The 19,877-nt window shown below is 45.5% G+C and carries 13 protein-coding genes and 1 pseudogene; all 14 read left to right on the top strand.

Annotation, left to right across the window (positions count from 1 at the left end; translation table 11 throughout):
• Window positions 1-15: 15 nt before the first annotated feature.
• The 14 genes and pseudogenes from LOZ80_RS06230 to LOZ80_RS06295 all read left to right on the top strand — a co-directional run bounded on the left by LOZ80_RS06230 (window position 16) and on the right by LOZ80_RS06295 (window position 19,863).
• Window positions 16-459 carry an HAD family hydrolase gene (locus LOZ80_RS06230; RefSeq protein ID WP_283214778.1) on the top strand — a complete coding sequence of 148 codons (444 nt, stop codon included), beginning with the start codon at window positions 16-18 and terminating at the stop codon, window positions 457-459.
• 347 nt (window positions 460-806) lie between these two features.
• The gene (locus LOZ80_RS06235) at window positions 807-1,241 is read left to right on the top strand and encodes an NUDIX hydrolase (RefSeq protein ID WP_238170618.1); all 435 of its coding nucleotides are present in this window, start codon (window positions 807-809) and stop codon (window positions 1,239-1,241) included.
• Between the two features lie 79 nt (window positions 1,242-1,320).
• Window positions 1,321-1,650: a hypothetical protein gene (locus tag LOZ80_RS06240; protein ID WP_238170619.1), complete on the top strand. Its 330-nt coding sequence runs from the start codon at window positions 1,321-1,323 to the stop codon at window positions 1,648-1,650.
• A 55-nt stretch (window positions 1,651-1,705) separates the two neighbouring features.
• On the top strand, window positions 1,706-2,029 hold the full coding sequence (locus tag LOZ80_RS06245; RefSeq protein WP_238170620.1) for a hypothetical protein: 324 nt from the start codon (window positions 1,706-1,708) through the stop codon (window positions 2,027-2,029).
• Between the two features lie 158 nt (window positions 2,030-2,187).
• Window positions 2,188-2,547: a DUF7674 family protein gene (locus LOZ80_RS06250; RefSeq protein WP_238170621.1), complete on the top strand. Its 360-nt coding sequence runs from the start codon at window positions 2,188-2,190 to the stop codon at window positions 2,545-2,547.
• 703 nt (window positions 2,548-3,250) lie between these two features.
• Window positions 3,251-5,161: an endonuclease MutS2 gene (locus LOZ80_RS06255; RefSeq protein WP_238170622.1), complete on the top strand. Its 1,911-nt coding sequence runs from the start codon at window positions 3,251-3,253 to the stop codon at window positions 5,159-5,161.
• A 298-nt stretch (window positions 5,162-5,459) separates the two neighbouring features.
• On the top strand, window positions 5,460-6,500 hold the full coding sequence (locus LOZ80_RS06260) for a phosphotransferase enzyme family protein (protein WP_238170623.1): 1,041 nt from the start codon (window positions 5,460-5,462) through the stop codon (window positions 6,498-6,500).
• 52 nt (window positions 6,501-6,552) lie between these two features.
• Window positions 6,553-7,010, top strand: a pseudogene (locus tag LOZ80_RS06265) (IS6 family transposase); the annotation flags it as partial.
• Window positions 7,011-7,347: 337 nt separating this feature from the next.
• Window positions 7,348-7,956 (top strand): hypothetical protein, encoded by a 609-nt coding sequence (locus tag LOZ80_RS06270; protein WP_238170624.1) that lies wholly within the window; start codon window positions 7,348-7,350, stop codon window positions 7,954-7,956.
• A gap of 76 nt (window positions 7,957-8,032) precedes the next feature.
• Window positions 8,033-9,877: a cyclic nucleotide-binding domain-containing protein gene (locus LOZ80_RS06275; protein WP_238170625.1), complete on the top strand. Its 1,845-nt coding sequence runs from the start codon at window positions 8,033-8,035 to the stop codon at window positions 9,875-9,877.
• A 303-nt stretch (window positions 9,878-10,180) separates the two neighbouring features.
• Window positions 10,181-10,858, top strand: coding sequence for a response regulator transcription factor (locus tag LOZ80_RS06280; RefSeq protein ID WP_238172912.1), 678 nt, complete (start codon window positions 10,181-10,183; stop codon window positions 10,856-10,858).
• Window positions 10,848-12,362 (top strand): sensor histidine kinase, encoded by a 1,515-nt coding sequence (locus tag LOZ80_RS06285; RefSeq protein WP_238170626.1) that lies wholly within the window; start codon window positions 10,848-10,850, stop codon window positions 12,360-12,362. Before LOZ80_RS06280 ends, LOZ80_RS06285 begins: the two co-directional genes overlap by 11 nt.
• Window positions 12,363-12,550: 188 nt before the next feature.
• The gene (locus LOZ80_RS06290; RefSeq protein WP_238170627.1) at window positions 12,551-14,296 is read left to right on the top strand and encodes a multicopper oxidase family protein; all 1,746 of its coding nucleotides are present in this window, start codon (window positions 12,551-12,553) and stop codon (window positions 14,294-14,296) included.
• Window positions 14,297-14,610: 314 nt separating this feature from the next.
• Entirely contained in the window at window positions 14,611-19,863 is a 5,253-nt protein-coding gene (locus LOZ80_RS06295) for a DUF4962 domain-containing protein (protein ID WP_238170628.1), read from the top strand.
• Window positions 19,864-19,877: the final 14 nt, after the last annotated feature.

The raw sequence follows: 19,877 nt of genomic DNA on the forward strand, positions 1-19,877 counted from the left end.
TCGATAGGACTAAATATTAAAACTGAAGTAGTAACAAAGCTATATGAAAATTATTGGAGAACATATAAATCGAAATGCTACATAAGTCCAGAAGTGAGAGAGGTTATAATTCAGCTTTCTAAGAGATATAAGTTAGCTATAGTTTCAAATTTTATGGTAAAGGATGGTATAGAGGAGTTACTATTCAGCAACGGAATCGGAGAATTATTTGACTTCATAATCACCTCGATAAATGTAGGTTGGAGAAAGCCACATTCAAAAATATACGAGATTTCCATGCAATCAGCGGGCTGTAATAATTCTGAAATTATATTTGTTGGCGACGATTATGAAAATGATTATTTAACACCACAGAGAATGGGAATGAAGTCAATCTTCTTAGATAAATTTGACACTCAGAGAGCAGGATGTGAACGAGTATCCAGCTTCAATGAATTGAAGACAGCTTTACTAATATAAATGATATACGATCAACACCAATTAACTAACGGATAAACGATGTTGATTTGTATTTACCGGCTGTAAACGACTTGTCGCTCAATACAGATGAAGTGAAAATGATTATGCATAAAACGCCGTTATCGCCTCGACCAGCCTTACTATTATAATTAGTGGATGATTGAATCTTACGTCTTTCACGCTTCGTTCGGAAAGGTTCATTACGCTAACGGGTAACTTTAGTGAAAAATAGGGACAGATCGCCGCGACCGGCAACTGTTCCTTTTTTTATTGACCTAACGGGCTGAAATGCAACCAAATTGTGGTAGTATTGAATAAAAACAATTTTGGTTTGAGGAGGAAGAGACTTGTATCCACGTGCCAATGTATTAGGAATCGTTACTCGGAATAAACGAATTCTTGTTGAGGAGCAAACAGGGAAACATTCAAAGGGAACAGGTTTTTACTATAGACCTATAGGTGGAACAATCGAACTTGGGGAACATTCTCAAGAGACATTAATAAGAGAATTCCAAGAGGAACTAGGTGTTCAAATAACAATAAAAAGTCATGTCAAATGTATAGAAAACATTTATAAGATCGATGAGAATATAGGGCATGAAATAACTCAAATATACCTAGTAGATTTAAACAACCCAAATTTATATGAGCAAGAACGTTTTGAGGTTAATGAAGGTGAAAAAATCACATATGCACAATGGATATCAGTTACCGATTTTGAACTCGGTCAAAGAATCCTATATCCTAATGGCTTAACTGAATTACTTATAGATATTACATGAAAAACTAAAAGCTTATAGAGGTATGATTAACCTAAAGAAAAACGATTGTTTCAATAAAAAAGACACTGGAGTTGACTATATGACTATCAGTAAGAAGGGGACAAGAAAGATTACAGTAGGGCAAGAATCGTACACATGGATAATCACCCCTTCTGCAAAGGGGATTCTCACCTTAACCGTTCAGCAAAATGAAGTTAGAGGCCAAATACTCAGGGTTAATATAGAATCAGATATTAATGTGTTCTGGGTGGAGTTTCCGCATATTGAGACACTCAATAACAAAGTTGTAATGCCTGCTGAAGTGGCCCTAATAATTCCTGAAGCAATTAATATGGGATGGAATCCAAAGGGAAAAGGAGCCTTGTTGAGTTTTAAACTATCTGGAAGAAAGCTCGAAGCGTTAACCTAACGTAGGACGATAGTTGAAAAGTACATAAGTTGTATTTAAGTGGGGTGAGAGATTTTTGAAGATCCGTGAGGTAACGTTAGAGGGTTTTACCTACGTTAATTTAGATAAAGAAACCTTCGTCGATTTTAAAGAGTGTAATGAAAATTGGGTTATGTATAATAAGAGGAAAAATAGTTGGACGGATGATGAAGTTCAAGCTTTCCGTACTAAAAGTAAATGTGTCGGAGAACGGGATATCTGCGCAAAACCATGTTGTTTTACATTCTTTACAAAGCCTTTTACTAAGATTGAATTTACGAATTTTAATGCAAAGAAAGAATTCAGGGATTTTCAAATGAAAATACTTGAAGTTGGTTGGACCACATTTGACATGAGTTGATTCAACTAACTGGGAACGATTGTTGAATAACATGGGAGCAGAACGCCGTGGCCGGTAGACTGTTCCCTTTTTACGTAATGGGAGGATAGTTCAATAACTTTGCGAATATCTTAGGCAAGGCAGGCGAATATATTAGAATTTAAGAAGGTGGGTTAGGCTTGAAATATAATGAACTTTCAAAAATATTTGTTAATGAATTTCCAAAATTCAGGCTTAACCTTACTGAACATGAAGCATTATATAAAGAAGTTCTTAACCATGTGTTTTTTGGTGACTTAAATGATTATTTGATCGAATTACTAAGAAAAGATATAGAAACCGAGTTACTAATACGATTGTTTGAATTTTATGAGAGGATGGAATTAAAGGGGGATACTTTAGTTAAAGAAGTTTTGTCTTGTACTATTCTAGAGAGGCTTGGGGACGAAAAGGAAATACTAGAAGTTGCTTATAGATACATGGGTAAGGAAACCAGAAAAGCGTCGGATAATATTGAAAGAGCATGGGGGAGATTATGAGAATTTCTATGTATATCTCCGAAGCCACCGTCAACCTCTAAATCCGCATTCACGCATCGAGCCATTCGGCAAGATTCACTACGCTAACGGTGAACGAGAGCTCAATAGTCCAGACGAAAAGGTAACCGACAAAAACAGGTTGCCTTTTCCCCACTAACGGGCAGTAGAGCGTGGTGGTCTTTGGCGCTTCGGGCAGGATAGTTCAAATACTTCAGAAAGTATTCCACCAGCCAAATGATTATTTAAGAATTGACTAGCGGTCATTACACCCTTGACTTCCCACATCAAATCATATATCCTACTTACATCATACGATTTCAATGCAAGACACATTCCCTACGAGGTGTTTTATGAGTGTAGCAGGTTTTCAACAGGCATAACTTAAGAAGATAACATTCTATTCTATAGGTGAAGCGGGATACCGTTTCTTAAAATCCTATATGATAGTTTTATTTAAGTTACCTATGAAGAACCCTGCGAATGCATCATGAACCATGACTCGAACAGAGGAAGTACACTGCGGCTTTGGACACAAATCCCTTGTCAGCTGATGGCTTTTATCTATATGTAACGTCATGTAAATTGAGTGTAATGAGCTGTGGGTTTCCCGCAGCTTTTTTTGCGCTTATTTGTGCATAAACGTTGAAATCTTATGGTGCAGGGATATTCATCATGATCACCCAATCGTGAGGAGAATGCAAAGATGAATCCAAGTACAAAGGACAAATTACAATATAACGAATTGAAGACACTCGTCCAAAGCTATTGTGTAAGCAGTCTGGGCAAGCAACTGATCGATCAGCTTGAACCAAGTTCAAACCTCAAAGTAGTAAAGCAACGTCTCCTTGAAACAACGGAAGCCCGCGCGATTCTGGATACTGAGGGACATGTGCCGCTGCTGGGGATTTCGAATATTAAACTCATGATGGAGAAGCTGGACAAAGGGATGGTGCTGGATCCCTCCGAACTGATTGCCATTGCTGATTTTCTCCGGGGTTGCCGGAAAGTCAAGAAGTTCATGACCGAGAAGGAATTCTACGCTCCTAAGCTAAGTGCTTATGCCAACTCCATGTGGGATTTCCAGAACATTGAAGATGCAATTCACCAAGCTATTAAAGGGAATCGGGTGGACTCCGGGGCAAGTAAAGAGCTCAGACGAATCCGCAAGCATATTGATATTGCCGAGGCGAAGATTGAGGAGCAGCTGCAAAAGTTTCTGAAGAACAGCGCGAACAAGGAGGTTATTCAGGAGTTTTTTGTCAGCAAAAAAAATGACCGCTTCACCATCCCGATTAAAGCTGCCTATAAGCATCAAGTGGCTGGAACGATTGTCGAAATATCTTCCAAGGGATCGACTGTGTTTATGGAGCCGTTAACTGTTGCCAAGTATAACGCAGAGCTTTCGGGTCTCAAGATGGAGGAGGGGATGGAGGAGCTTCAGATTCTGTCGGCTCTATCGGATTTAGTCGCAAATCAAACCCAGCCGATAACGGTCAATATTGATTTGATTAGTCTGTACGATATGATTTTCGCCAAAGGAAAATTTAGCAAAAGCATGGATGGAATCGCACCTAAAGTGAACGACCACGGGATGATTAAGTTGGTCCGATGCAGGCATCCGTTATTGTCCGGAGGTGCGGTTCCGCTGGATTTTGAAATTGGCGATAGATATCGCAGTTTGGTCATTACGGGTCCGAATGCGGGGGGCAAGACGGTTGTCCTGAAGACGGTCGGTTTGATCGCGCTGGCGGTGATGTCCGGATTTCACATCGCGGCGGATGCGTCTACCGAAGTGGCTGTGTTTGATCGTATGTTCGTTGATATCGGGGATAATCAGAGCCTGGAGAATGCGCTTAGTACCTTTTCGTCCCATATGAAAAATATAGCCGAGATCATGCGCCAAGCGAATCGGAATACGTTGTTGTTGTTTGATGAGATTGGTAGCGGAACGGAACCCAATGAGGGTGCGGCACTGGCCATTGCGATTCTGGAAGAATTTTACCAAATGGGTTGTATGACGGTTGCGACCACGCACTATGGAGAGATTAAGGAATTTTCGGAACGGCATCCGGATTTCATGAACGCAGCCATGGCATTCGACAACGAGACCTTAGAGCCGCAATATAAGCTACTGATTGGGCAATCGGGCGAGAGCAATGCGCTTTGGATCTCGAAGAAGATGGAGTTGAAAGATGAGGTATTGGGGCGGGCGAAGCTGTATATGAAGAGTAAGAACTATCGGTTGGATCTCCTTCATGAAAGTAAAGTGATGAAGAAGCCGGTAGTGGCACATACGGATGAAACGGAAGTTGTACTTGAGGAGTACGGGATGGGTGATCGTGTGCGGTTATTAGAGCATGATGAACCCGCGATCGTGTACAAAGGCCGAGATAGCTTCAACCATATGACGGTTTTATTTGAAGGGCAGCTCGTAGAGGTGCATGCCAAGCGGGTATCCTTAGAACTACGAGCCAGCGAGTTGTATCCTACGGGATATGATCTGAATACGCTGTTCACCAGCTATAAAGACCGCAAGTTTCAGCACGACATGGAGCGTGGCTCGAAGAAGGCGTTGCGGCAAGTGCAGAAGGAAATACGGAAGCAACGGGAGTGAGAGGATCGTAGCTTTGAGGCGTTTCCATCAAGACTTTCATGCAAATGATGATCCTAAGTTAGCCGTCCCGACCAGTTAGGTGGCACCGGAAGCAAACGCTTCTCGTCTCAATAAGACGAGGAGCGTTTTTGCATTTTCAAAAATTGAAGGAGGTTTGAAAAATGTATCGTATTAACTATCGGACATATTCAAGAAATTGATAAAATCTAATTGAATTTGTTTAACGTCCAAAATGGTGAAACACAGTGAAATAGAGATGCTTGCGCAGTAGTGAGTTGCCTCGCTTGGTGAGCTTAATTTGCCCCTTATATTTGCCAGAACTGACGAGTTAGCAAGCGGAAACAGAATTACTTTTATTTATATAGAAAACAAGACTAACGGGCAGTTTAGCGTGGTCATTCCTTGGATGGTACCCTTCGGTCTGACTAATCTCACAAAAATTTTAACTATTAATGGCCAAAAGTATGTTAGTCGTATCTACAATCGTCATACTAAAAATATAGAGAGTATTAAATTTGAAGCAACGATAACTTCGTATTTAAGTAAACAGAATCTTTCATTCGTTGTGCCGGTGTTTCTAAATACGAATGCTGGTAAACAGTACGTACATTTATCGGATGGAACACTAGGTGCGATCGTTTCATTTGTTGAAGGGACCGTTCCTGAGTTATCAAATATTCAGCAAGCCGAAGAGTTTGGCCGTGTTGTCGGTGAAATTACTTCAGTACTTAGTCAATACGAGGCAGAGCTAAAATATGAAGGGATTACCTTTTCAAGAATTTATGATCTGAATCCTTTAGCCGATTATCATGCCGTAGTAACTTTTTTTGAGTCGCCACCCATTGAAATTCCTGAAACGGCCATTACTTTTTATAAAGAGATGGTTTCCACCTTGGAGCAAAATAAACATGAATTATTGGAATTGCCCAAGCAACTTGTTCATCATGACTTTTTAATCTACAACTTACTCGCTAAAGATAACAGAATTCATGGTGTATTAGATTTTGACTTTACGTCAATTGATTTTAGCTTTATGGAATTTACTATTTCCCTAAATCACGTGATCCAGTTGACAAACGGTTCTTGGGATCTGACGGAGGCATTTATTAGAGGCTACTCGCGATTTAGAAAAAGTACATCTCGAGAAATAAATCAACTGCAGCTATTGACTCAAATTTATCATATTGCTGTACTTCATATTTACATCGGCCTGTATTATTCAGGTAAAAATATTGAGCAGAACTTCAATTATATTCTAATTCAATTTCTAAATAGAAATGACTGGCTTAACAAACATCAATCTTCGATAAATCAATTGCTTGAGAAGTACTTACTTTGATCGGTTGTGGTGCAAAGCTCTAATTCATAATAACGTAATCGATAATGAAGTCATGGGATGGAGCAACATTTTACTAACCGTGAGATGGTATTTAAAATATAGTTTAAGCTATCGAGACATCGTAGAAATGATGAGCGAGCGGGGTTTAAAGATATCGCATACAACGATCATGAGATGGGTCCATGAGTTTGGACCCGAAATAGATAAACGAATCCGCAGCTATTTGAAACCTCAAACGATTCGTGGCGTACGGACGAAACCTACATCAAAGTCAAAGGTTAATGGAAGTATTTATATCGGGCAGTTGATTCAATGGGGAAAACGATTGATTTCATGTTATCTGAAAATCGTGATATGACGGCAGCTAAGCGTTTCTTTACAAAGGCTTTGTCCTCGCCACATAATCAAGTACCTCGTGTGATCACTTTGGATAAAAACCCGGCATATCCACCAGCCATACAAGAATTAATAAATGAAAAAGCCATACCAAAAGAAACCTTGATTAGACAGATTGTTTTTGTATAGGAAATTATGTTTTTCGCAATCTGTGGATTAGGTGCTTAATCTGCAAAAAACCGCGAAGGCTTGATTCTACGCGGTTTTTTTCTAGTTATGGCCGATTCTTTCATTATTCTTTTATTTGACTGTAGTACACTTACATTATGAAAGTTATCATTCTATCCGCTGTTCATTTTTTTGAGGGATAGAACAGTTATGATCAAGTTGATATCGTCTAGGCAGGACATGGCAAGGGAAAGAATAAGGGCTTTCAGAACCGCTTTACGGGATTCAAGGTTTTCGTAACCCGTTTGATGAACGGAAAATTAAATGTATGGGGGAGACAGCAATGAAAAGAACAACTATTGGATCAACAGCTTTAGGATTATTGGTGGGGGTCGTAGCTGGGGCGGGCATCATGCTCAATGATACGGCGCACGATTCCGTTAAGCAGGCAATCGGGCAAGGTGCTACGAACAATGCGGCTGTAGCTGGCGTAGGTGGTACTACGGCAGTCAATGTGTCTAACATGGATCTGGAAGCGGCGATGCAGGCCGTACAATCTAATCGCGCCGCTTTGCTGGAAACACAGCTGAAAGAACAAATGGATTCAATAAAAAAGCGTAATGAGGACATTGCCGGATTGAACGATACACTGGCGAAGGTGATCGCACTGCAATCAGGAAATGCTCCCTATACGTTGGCAGCAGACTTAAAAACAAAATTGCAGCAAGCTGGCGCTAAGTACGCTTCCAAAGCGACCTTAACTGCTGACGAATTGAAAGTAACGATAGATGAGATAAAAGGTAAAATCGACTCGTTAAATAGCAGTCAGCAGATGGATATGCTAAGAATGCAAAGTTTAAGCAACAAGCGCAACGAAGCTTTTGAGACTATGACCAATTTTATCAAGAAAATGCAAGAATCCAGAAGCTCAAACATCGGAAATATGAGATAATAGAATATAAAGTAACGTAAATAACAGGAATCCGCCGAGGCGGGTTCCTGTTTTCTACAAGGAGAGATCGTAACTCATGGAGAATATCCCTGATGTATTAAGAAATCATACGCTGCTGCATGGGGTCCCGGAGAATGAATTAGCAGCAGCCGCTTCAACGATGCAGATGGTTTCCTACACGGATAGGACAACGATTCTAAAAGAAGGTGCAGTCGGGGATGATTGCTTTTTCATCCTATCGGGTGAGGTCAGCGTGACGGCTCGCGGTCTGATAGGAAGCAGCGTCCGTTTGGCTACGCTCGGCTCTGGCGCGCTCATCGGCGAGATGGCGTTGCTCTCCTCCGAGCGGCGTACGGCGACGATACGCGCCGTAGGCGAGGTCCAAGCACTGCGCCTTGACCGTGAGGCGTTTCGGACGCTTGCAGCGCTAAGTCCGCTTTTTCACGAGAGCCTGACCTATTCGGCTCGCATTAGAGACATTCACGGCCTGCTCAGCAAGGCGTCGATCTGGTCGAGCATCCCCGACGCGGAACTGCGGGGGTTGGCGGAGGTCACGGTGCTGCGGACCGTGAAGCAGGGCCAAGTCATTGTTTACGAGGGTGATGCCTCGAATATGTTTTATACGATCGGCTCCGGCAGCTTCGAGGTCCGTTCGTCAGGGAAGCGTGTAGCCGTGCTTCACCAGGGCGACTATTTCGGTGAGATTGCACTGCTGACGGGTGTATCAACAACGGCAACGATTACAGCGCTTGAGGACGGCAAGCTGTTAGCACTTGGAGAAGAGGAATTCCGATTTACGTTGATGCGGCACGAACCGGTGAAGCGGCAGTTTCTGGCGGCCCTGCGTATTCGCAGGCCGGATATTGCAGATACCGTCATCCGGCAATGGATGCCGGATTCGGAACAACCCGGGCAAGTCGCCGCTACCGGGCAGAAATGGCTTCGGCCGCCGGCACAGCAGCGCTGGATCGATGTGCTAATGGCGATGGGCGGCTTGTTTCTGGTCGCAACGCTGCTGGCCGTTTGGCTGAAGGGCGCGATATGGACCTATGCCGCTTTGGTGACAGGCTGTCTGGCAGGACCGGTCACCTTCGTCGCCTATGCCAGGAGCTCGCAGCTGCTGGGCTATCGCATAAGCCGGCTGCTTGGCGTTTTTGTAACATCAGCAGCCATCGCCTTACCATTGGCCATACTGCTCGAGAAAAGCTGGTTGTTCGCAAAAGGGCAGGACGCACATACATTTACTCAGCTTCATCTACCGATTGCCGTCGCTTTAATCGAAGAGGGATCGAAACTACTGATTTGCTATTTCTTCCTGCGCAGCAAGAGGCAGCGTTTCCGAATGGATGCGGTCGTCTTTGGCGCCGCAGCGGGCATGGGCTTCGCTGCCGTTGAAAACATGATCTACGGCTGGGCTTTTCTCGGAACGGGAGCGACCGGCAGCATGCTTGCTGTCTTGTGGTTGAGAGCCTTGCTATCACCATTTGGGCACGGGACTTGGACGGCTATTGCGGCAGCAGGCATTGGGATCGGATTGTCGAAGGCTTCGACATCGTCTGGCAGGTTAAGCGTATGGCTAAAGGTGGCCGGGCTGGTTAGCGCGAGCATTCTGCTGCACACGCTCTGGGACTTCCAGTTCGCAAGCGGAGCGCTGAGGGTGATTGGCATGGCTGCAGTCGGTGCAGCTGGGCTCCTGTTGCTATTCCTGCTTATCCGTTCCGGCACGGTGGAAGAAATACAAGCGCTGACGCTGCTGAATCCTGCGCTGAGCGCGGACCGGTTGATAGACGATGCGGGGGAAGAAGATGCGGATGTCGAGCGTCCGCTAAACTGCTTAGCGTGTGACACGCAGTGCCCGCCAAAGACACGTTATTGTCCGCGCTGCGGGCAGTCACTCCGGGCGGAGGCCGCGCGGAATTGACGCCTCTTGGAGCGTTGATTGTTCTTTATTTTCCGGACTGAGGAATTCTCTTTCAGCAATAAGAATGACTTCGATATGAATTTCATCCATACTCACAGGTATGATTTGGTGAATCCGAACCTCTGGCAAGTTGAGAAAAAGATTGATATACTGGGTCTGCATCTGTCTGATCCTTTACGTTGTCTGTGGGAACTTACAACTATAAAGGAAAAGCAGATGTTTTCCATTTCCGGTCTTATTTTATCTCGTCAAGCGTTGTTAAACACGATAAAATTAGGAACTAAAAGAGAGGGCTTCGTTTCGATGAATATCTTATTAGCCGAAGATGATCCACGTCTTGGACGACTGATTGCTCACCTATTGAAAAAAAAGATTGAATATAAAGTAGATTGGGTTATGCATGGGGAAGACGCATACAATTACGCTCTTGCTTCCTACTATGATGTTCTTATTCTGGACTGGATGATGCCAGTTGAAGATGGTGTAAATGTATGCCGTCGTTTACGTAAACAAGGGTATTCCGGAGCAATTCTGCTCTTGACAGCAAAGGATTCCGTTCAGGATCGTGTAGAGGGACTGGATGCCGGTGCTGATGATTATCTAATGAAACCATTTGAATTTGATGAGCTCCATGCCCGGTTGCGTGCTCTCTCGCGCCGGAATTTTGCTCCCTTACAGGAGGAGGTTATCCAAATTGATAACATTACGATCAATCGTGCAAGCCGCACAGTGCAACGAAGTGGGCAGGGGGAGATTCAATTAACGCCGCGTGAATTTCAATTGTTGGACTTGTTGGTGCAAAATAGAGGGCAAGTCTTAACTCGCGAATTGATACTCGATAGAATTTGGGGATATGATGCAGAAGTCACAAGTAATCCGATTGATGCAACCATCAAGTTGTTACGTAGAAAGGTTGATACTCCAGGTGAAAAGACTTTGATTCAGAATATACGCGGGGTGGGTTACAAATTTGAAAAATAAACCCATTAAGCACATTTTTGATCGTATGCGCTTGAGGCGCAACGCGGACATATTTGGAAGGATGCGTAATCGCTTGACCATTATGTATAGCGGGATGCTGATGATCTTTCTTCTCCTTTTTATTACAATTGTTTATTCTTCACTATTCTTGATTGTCTCTTATCAACAAAAACAAGAAATAAAAACAATTGCAGATCAAGAATTGGTTGAAAGTCAAAAGCTTTTGGAAAACGATATCAATGGCAATGAGCAGAATATCGACGGCCGAAAGATAGTTCTTGCCAATAAAAATCTTTTTTTTTACTATGTCGTCAACCAGCAAGGTAAGTTAATCGCTGGAGACGAGATCATGCCAAGCCTACGTCCAACCCTGATACAAATGATTAGCGGCTGGATTCCTAAAAATAATGAAGTGGATAGCAAAACGGAAAAATTATTTTACGGAAGAAATGGACATAACGATTGGAATTGGAATGATAAGGATTCGAATGATTGGAACTCTCGTGATTGGAAATCCCCGAATGGAAATTTTCAAAATGATCAGGTTCAGGATAAGAAATTCAGTGTTTCTCAAGGTAAACAAATTCATCTAATGATAGCGGCTCGCTCCATTTATGATGGGAACCAACGAATTGGGATGATGTATATTGGCAAAGATACTACTTATTATTGGAATGAACTTTACTGGATGCTCACGATCTTTATAGGACTGGCTGTTCTATTCTTTGTCATTGCATTGTTAGTCGGTCATTTTATGTCAAAACGTGCCATGGTACCCATTATTCAATCCTATACTCAGCAGCGTGAATTTGTTGCAGATGCTTCCCACGAGCTGAGAACTCCTTTGAGCATTTTGAATTCATCCATTGATGTTCTCGAATTGGAAGAAAGGGAGAATATTTCAGATTTTTCCCAAAGTGTTTTGCTGGATATGAAGGATGAAGTGAAAAGGATGACTACGCTTGTCAACGATTTACTAACGTTAGCTCGATCAGATTCGGGTACGCCTAGTCTTTTATATGAAACGTTCGATTTTATTCCAATTATAGATCAGCTCGCACGCACGATTCAACCTCTGGCTGCTTCACGGCAAATTAAGCTGAACCTCCGTACGTCTGACACGCTTTGGATTAGCGGCGATAAAGAAAGACTTAAACAGTTGTTATATATATTACTTGATAATGCCATCAAATATACGCCTGACCAAGGAGACGTTGATCTAACACTTTCGATGGACGTTAACGAGGGACGACGAGATTTGCTTATCCATGTGAAAGATACTGGGATAGGAATAAAGCCTGAGGAACAAAAGAAGATTTTTGATCGCTTTTACCGTGTCGATAAAAACCGTACGAAGCAAATTGTAGGAACCGGGATTGGATTAGCTATCGCGAAGTGGATTGTAGATGAACACCGGGGTACCATAAAACTATCGAGCACACCAGGCGAAGGAAGTACGTTCACCATAATGATTCCACTCACTGACCCTCAAAAGTCATCATAAGCAATGCAATTATGTGGCATAACCCGTACTTTTTATGAAAAGTATGGGTTATATTTTTTGGCATCCTGGATACCCATAACCGATTTTTACATTTTCATTAACTTATCATTCTTCTGTTATATTATAGCCCTACAAATAAAGAAAGGACGTTTCATAAGGGTAGATATTAGAAAGAATGGGAGAATGTAATGAAAAAATCGATGAATGTTTATTTTATAGCTATTTTGGTAGTTGTTCTTTTAGTCGGAGGTTTCCGTCTTTATCGAACCATAAAAAATAACGAAGCAATGAGTATGGGAACAAGCGATACTCATTCGACAATGAATATGGGAACAAGCGATGCTCATTCAATAATGAATATGGGATCAACCGATACGGCATCGTATATGACTATGGATAAGAATAATGGAATGAATATGGGGTCGTCTGATCCCAACGCGACATCTGTAACACAATTAGTCGCACAAAAATCTAATGCCCCTGAAAAAACATTCAATATTACAGCTCAAGTAGCTAATATAAATTTAGGAAATGGAAAAACGATACAAGCGTGGACATTCGGTGGAACGATTCCGGGGCCGGAAATTCGTGTAAAACAAGGTGATCGGGTAATTGTAAATTTAACAAACAAGCTGCCTGAGGGTGTAACTATTCATTGGCACGGTATAAATGTACCAGGCGCAGAAGATGGAGTTGCCGGTGTTACGCAGGATGCGATTAAACCAGGTGAAACATATACTTACAATTTCATAGCAGATCAGCCTGGAACGTATTGGTATCATTCTCATCAACAAAGTGAATTAGAAACGGCACGAGGACTTTTTGGAGCCATCATTGTAGAACCTAAAGAAGAGCCTGTAAAATATGATAAAGATTATACAGTAGTTCTACATGAATGGAACGTAAAAGCCGGTTCAAGCGATACAAATTTTAAAGATAATCAAAAAAAAAAAATAAGCGAAGCTCCAGCTGACATCAATAATATAGCCTTTAATAATAAAGACAGCAGGAACAATTCTAACAAGGATAATTTCAAAGGAAGTAGTACAAATAATGAACTTATTAGAGCACTGACAGATGTTAAGTATGATACGTTAACGACTAACGATACGACTGGTAGCCTACATTTTGACGCAAAACCGGGCGAACTTGTTCGTCTACGTTTAGTGAATGCAGGTAATGCAACCCATTTGTTAACGTTACTGGATACTCCTTTTCAAGTGGTAGCTCTGGACGGGCGTGATCTTGTTGGAGGAGCCACAATCGACAAAACTTTACTGCCAATCGGTGGTGGTCAGCGTTATGATATTAGTTTCCGTATGCCTCAAAGCGGGAGTGTCCAATTAGTAAGTGCGGATCAAGCAACTCAACCAAACAAAATGGTTTCCGTAACCATTGGCAGCGGGGAACCGATTGGCACAAATAGTAACCCAAACAACTATAAATGGTTTGACTTTACGACATACGGCACCCCGCAAAAGGGGATATTCAGTACGGATTCTACGTTCACGAAGACAATTGAGATGAAATTAGGCAGTGGAAAAGGTTCAGGAGGAAAGGATTGGTCATTTCAAATAAACGGAAAATCATCCCCGGACGTTCCGCCGCTTGTTGTTAAAAAGGGCGATACCGTTAAGATAAACTTTATCAATAACGATGATGCCATTCACCCCATGCACTTGCATGGACATACTCTCCAAGTGCTCACACGAAATGGAAAACCACTAGAAGGGAGTCCTGTATATTTAGATACTCTGAATGTGTTGCCGCATGAAACATATGAAGTTGCATTTGTAGCAGATAATCCCGGTATTTGGATGATTCACTGTCACAATTTAAAACATGCAGCCATGGGTATGGACATGATGTTAAATTATGAAGGAATCTCAACGCCATTCGTAGTTGGGGGCACATCCGGAAATCAACCTGAGTAGATTTATACTTGTGAGGGCAGGGCCACGACTGAGGCCCAATAATAGGAGTAGAGAAACCAGCAATCCCTTTGGATTTGTTGGTTTTTTGTCGTTCAAAACTTTATTGTCATCCAATATGGGCTCTTTTGTGGAAGTTGGTATTTTTTTACGCAGATCACAAAAAAGCTGATCGATCTAAGGTTCCCTTCATATACGAGTTAATAAATGATGGCTACCATAAGAACTAAGGAGAGGGGGGGCATCATTTGAAAGCGGATTCAATGTTCTAGCACTTGTATCAATTCGTTCATTCGAGACGTGGGAGGAGATTCAATTTGGTCAATCGTATTTGGCAGCGCAAAATGGCTATAACAATCGTTTTCGTAATGGGGTTAAGTCTGATTATGAACTTGTTTTCGTTTCAAATCTCCTGGGCCTCCGGCAGCAACTCGGTCATGGGGCCCGAACTGGTCGTTAATCCTGGTTTTGAGCAGGTGTCCGGAAGTATGCCTGCAAACTGGATCTCGTACTTCGCTACTGCACCCGACGTGTCTGTCGAATCGGTCACCGGCCAAGTGGTGGAGGGAACACGCAGTGTTAAGCTCACGGACAACTCGACAACCGATGGAGCAGGCATTCGAAGTCAAAGGATAGCCTATTCTCCGGGGACGTCTTACACCGCCAGCGTTCAAGCGAAGGTCGACGCAGGCGCGTTTTCCATACTGATCCGTTATTTCGATGCGGACAATAGTAATTATTTTTTTCAGAAGGGTAAGACGGTAAACGCTGCATCAGGCTGGCAGACTCTCACGGTGACCGATACGCCACCGGCGAATACAGTTTATCTGGAGATGGTACTTATCATACCGAGCACTCCTGGAACTGGGAGCGCGTATGTGGACGCCGCATCGTTGAAAACGACCGAGCTGCTGCAAAATCCGAGCTTTGAGGCTGTTACGGCCTCGAGGCCGAACATTTGGACGGCTGTTGACCATGGTCTAGCGTCCAGTATCGGTACGGTGACCAACGCCGTATATTTGACGCATGGCAAAAAGTCGGTGCGCATTAGCGACAGCTCCGCTACGGATGGTTACAGCCTGAAGAGCGCGCCCACGCCTATCGTATCCGGCAAAACGTATACCGTGTCCGTTCAGGCTAATGCGCAGGCGGGCAGTGGACATTTGTATATGAATTTCTTCGGTTCCTACGGCCAACAAAGTGTAGCAGCTCAGACGACAGGCACGAGAGGCTGGGAACCCTTGACCGTATCGGCGGAGCCGCCTGCCGGGACAACCGATGTTCAGATGGAATTAGCCACGCTGGGTGCAGAAGCGGCAGACGTCTATTTCGACCAAGCGTCTTTATCGGCGGCTGATCTGACACCAACGCCAACGCCTACCGTGAGTCCATCCCCGACGCCCCCACCGAGTGGTCAGGTTCAATGGCCGACCGTGATTGATCCAGTTTCGAGGCATTTTCAACCGGGCGATCATAACGTGACGACGCAGAATCCGCCCGATTTCGGGTGGCCTGCTATTGCAAATGCCGATCTGTTTGAACTGCAGGTGGCGACTGACGGCGCTTTCAACAACATTGCCTACCAGAAGAACGATATCAACATCAACTATTATAATTTCCCCAGTTCTTTCATTGCTGGACAATCATATTTCTGGAGAGTGCGATTCCATAAGACGGCGGGATGGTCGAATTGGAGCGATGTCCGGCAATTCCGGATCGATGCCGATCCCGTACCGTTCCCAGTGCCACCAGTTTCGCAATTGCTGGACCAGGTACCGAGTGTGCATCCCCGAATCCTGACGGATTCTTCCAAGCTGAGCGCATTCCGCGCGAGGAAAGACGGAGACGGAAAGGCGACGTATCAGAAAATTTTGAGTAAGATCAACCTATCGGTACCGTTGACGCCCGAACCGACAGTAGCGGGTGTGGATGCACTTACCAAATCGACGACAGAAACGAGCAAAATGATGGACGCCGCCTTCGTCTATTTGATTACAGGGGACGCCAGCTACGGGAATTTCGCTAGATCGCGGCTCTTGAATCTCGCCACCTGGAATCCGAACGGCGTAACCTCCTATTCGGCTAACGACCAGGCGCACCGGGACATCGCTTATAAGAGTGCGATCGTGTATGACTGGATTAATGACCTCCTCAGTCCTAAGGATAAGGAGGATGCTTTGTCGATGATTCTTACAAGGGCCCAAACGATAGCGGACGATGTGCTTTACGATGACTACCCAATCACGACGTCCCCCTACGATTCGCATGGTTGGACGGCCAACGGTTATTTAGGCATCATCGCCATCTCTCTTTTGAATGACGACATTACGGTGAACGGTACCGTCGCTTCGACGAAGGCGCGGCAATGGTTTAATGCAGTTGTGCCCGAATACATCAATTTATTGCCGCCATGGGGCGGAGAGGATGGCGGCTGGGGGCAGGGAGTCGGTTACTGGAATTGGTCATCAGGAAGCAACAAGGAGTTCATGGACGTGCTCTATGCGGCGACGGGGTTTAACCTTTACCAGAAGGCATTCTCCCGCAATGAGTCATGGTACGGACTTTACATGCTGCCGGTCGGTCAGAAAAGCGGAGAATTCGGCGACGATATCAACATCATCGCTCCGGCCTACACTGCTTCGAATATGACGCGCAACGCGCAAATGTTCCAAAATCCGGTGATGCAGTGGTATGCGCAGACGAGTCCGTATAATGCGGATAACTTATTCACCTACTTATATGCAGATGGCAGCTTGACGCCACGTCCTCCGGTGGAGATGCCGACTGCCAAGTATTTCAATTACGTTGGCTTGGTAGCCATGCACTCCAGCCTGTACGATCCGCAGCGAACTTCTCTCTATTTCAGGTCTAGTTCTTACGGCAGCTATGTTCACAGTCATGCGGATCAGAACTCTTTCGTCATCAACGCGTTTGGCGAGGAGCTTGCGGTAGACGGCGGATTCCACGATACATGGGGTACCCCGTATTGGGGGCAGTATACAAGGCAATCGTTTGCCAAAAATGCGATCACGTACGACGGCAAAAAAGGACAGAAAGATGGCGCTCTGCAGGCCTCGGGTCAAATCACAGGCTTCGCGACCAACAAGGATTTCGACGCTGCAGTTGGCGACGCCAAGACGGCCTACAACCTAGAGCCGGCCAAAAGCGGACTGGATCAGGCACAGCGGAGCATCATTTACGTGAAGCCGGGCGCGTTCGTCGTCGTCGACAATTTGAAGGCGCGTGAGCCGGGAGGTTCCAGCTTTGAGTATTGGCTGCACGCTGATACCAATATGACGCTGGACGCCGATCAGAACGGCGCGACGATTATCCAGAACAAGGCAGCGCTTAAGGTGAAGCTGTACTATCCGAATTTGACGGCGTCGATAACCGACAAGTATATCGATGGAAATGGCGTTGAACAGTTTCCAGCATCCGGTTTTACAGGTCGCAAACGGGTGCATGCCGAGTTTACGACTCCGAAAACGAGCTATGCGACGATCGTATCTACTTATGTGCCATACAAGACGGATTCCACACCGGACAATATCGTCACTGAAGATCACGGCACTTACCGGAAGCTTCACTGGAGCGACGGAACTGATGTTTACGTTCGCAACACGGAAAGCGGTGTCGTCGATACCGGCAGTATTCAGTTCGACGGCATTGCGGCTTCGGTCAAAGGAAATTCAATCCTGCTTGTCGGCGGCACCAAGCTGGTCAAGAACGGTGTAACGATGATCGACAGCACGCAGACAGCGACTGTCGCGCTCTCGGGCGACGAGCTGTCTATCACCGGCACGAAGGCCGGGCAAGTCAGCCTGCAATCCTCGGGCGTTACGACGGTTCTCGACGAATCGTACCGCAGCATTCCGAAGGGAGGCAGCGTAACGGAGGCCGTTTATGCGCGGGGCGTTCAATGGGACACCTCTGGCGGCTTGCTGACGTTGAATGTCGAAGCAGGCTCGCATCAACTCCGCTTGAGCAACGTTCCTGCTCCGGCCCCCATGGCTCCAGTATCCTTGCCAGTGGAGATCAACGGCGTTGCTTCGACGGTAACGCTGGCCGCCTACGGCAACGGACATGGCGGGGTCTCCTCGTGGGGTACTTTGTCGAATACGGCGGGACTGTATGAGGTTCTCCAAGCGCCGGATGGCCTTATCTTCGAAAAAATCGGTGGCCCGCAGCCGACCATGTATCTTGGTGCGAATGCGAAAGTGATTACGAATGGTTCGGCAGGTACACTGAAGCTCCGCAGCGCAGGCTTAGGAGTCAAGACACCGGCCGACGTCAGGGCCGACTACGATGTCGTGAAGGCCGGTCTGAGCTCATTCGCGGAAGCCGAGAGCTTCTCAGGTACCGAGGGAGGAAAGTTCACCGTGTATTCAACACGACCGTTTCTATCGGGGGGGAAAGGTGTCTCTGATACGAACGATCCCGGTTCAAGAATTAGCTGGCAGCTTCCTGTGGCGAAAGCCGGCAAATACGATCTTGTACTGAAATACGTAGCGGGATGGGATATGACGAACGGGAACAAGACGACGCGCTTGATTCGACTTGGTTCTCAAATGTATACGGCAGAAGCGCCGGCCACGGCGGACTGGGGGACCATTCAGGAAAACTGGCGATCACTGACGATCCACACCGGGCAGGATTTACCCGCGGGAACGGTCGACCTCAGCATGTGGAACGTGCAGGGGCTGATGAATTTGGATTGGGTCGGATTGGTTGAGGTACCCTCGCAGCCCACGGTGAAGCTGACGTCAAGCGCGAATACCGTGAGTCCTGGGCAATCGCTGGACGTTCATGTGGCGCTGGATCATGCAGATCCGGCGTCCGGCGTCGACCTGACGCTATCGTATGATCCGGCGATGTTCACCTATACCGGCTATGCCAAAGACTACTCGCAGCAAGCCGTTAGCGTTTCGAACAACGCTGCGACCGGCAAACTGCGCGTACTGGCTGCGCGAACGGGAACGGGGACGTTACCGGCAGGCTCTTCATTCTTGACACTGAAGTTTCAGGCAAAGTCGGATGCGCCGTCGAATACCGGCAGCTTCGCCACATCGGCGGTTACGGCTTCGACGGGGGCAGGAACCGAATTTGCGGTTGCTGATAGCAGCTTAACGGTAAGCGTTGTGAATAAAGCCGCATTGACCGCATTAATCTCGCAAGCAACGGTCACTCGTGATCAGGCGATCTCGGGAACGGCAACAGGTACATTCTTTAGCGCGGTATTGCCGGGCTTAAAGACAGCGCTCACTGCGGCGATTCAGCCCGCACAGGCAGTGGTGACTCAGGTCGATGCGACCTCAAGTCAGGTACAGACTGCGCAGACGACTCTGACGACGGCTATCGCGGTGTTCGAGTCCCACCGCATTACGGCAACGACGGGCGATATGAACGGTGACCATCGCATTACGATCGGTGATTTCGTGCTGGTAGCTACCCAATATGGGAAAGATCCAACAAGTCCCGATTGGGTGACGGCCAAGCAGGCGAACATCAATGAGGACGGTATCGTCGATATTGAAGATTTGGCATTTATCGCCAGCCGGATTATCGGTTAGCTATAAAGCCGAAG

Source organism: Paenibacillus sp. HWE-109 (assembly GCF_022163125.1).
In the GTDB taxonomy this organism is placed as follows: Bacteria; Bacillota; Bacilli; order Paenibacillales; family NBRC-103111; genus Paenibacillus_E.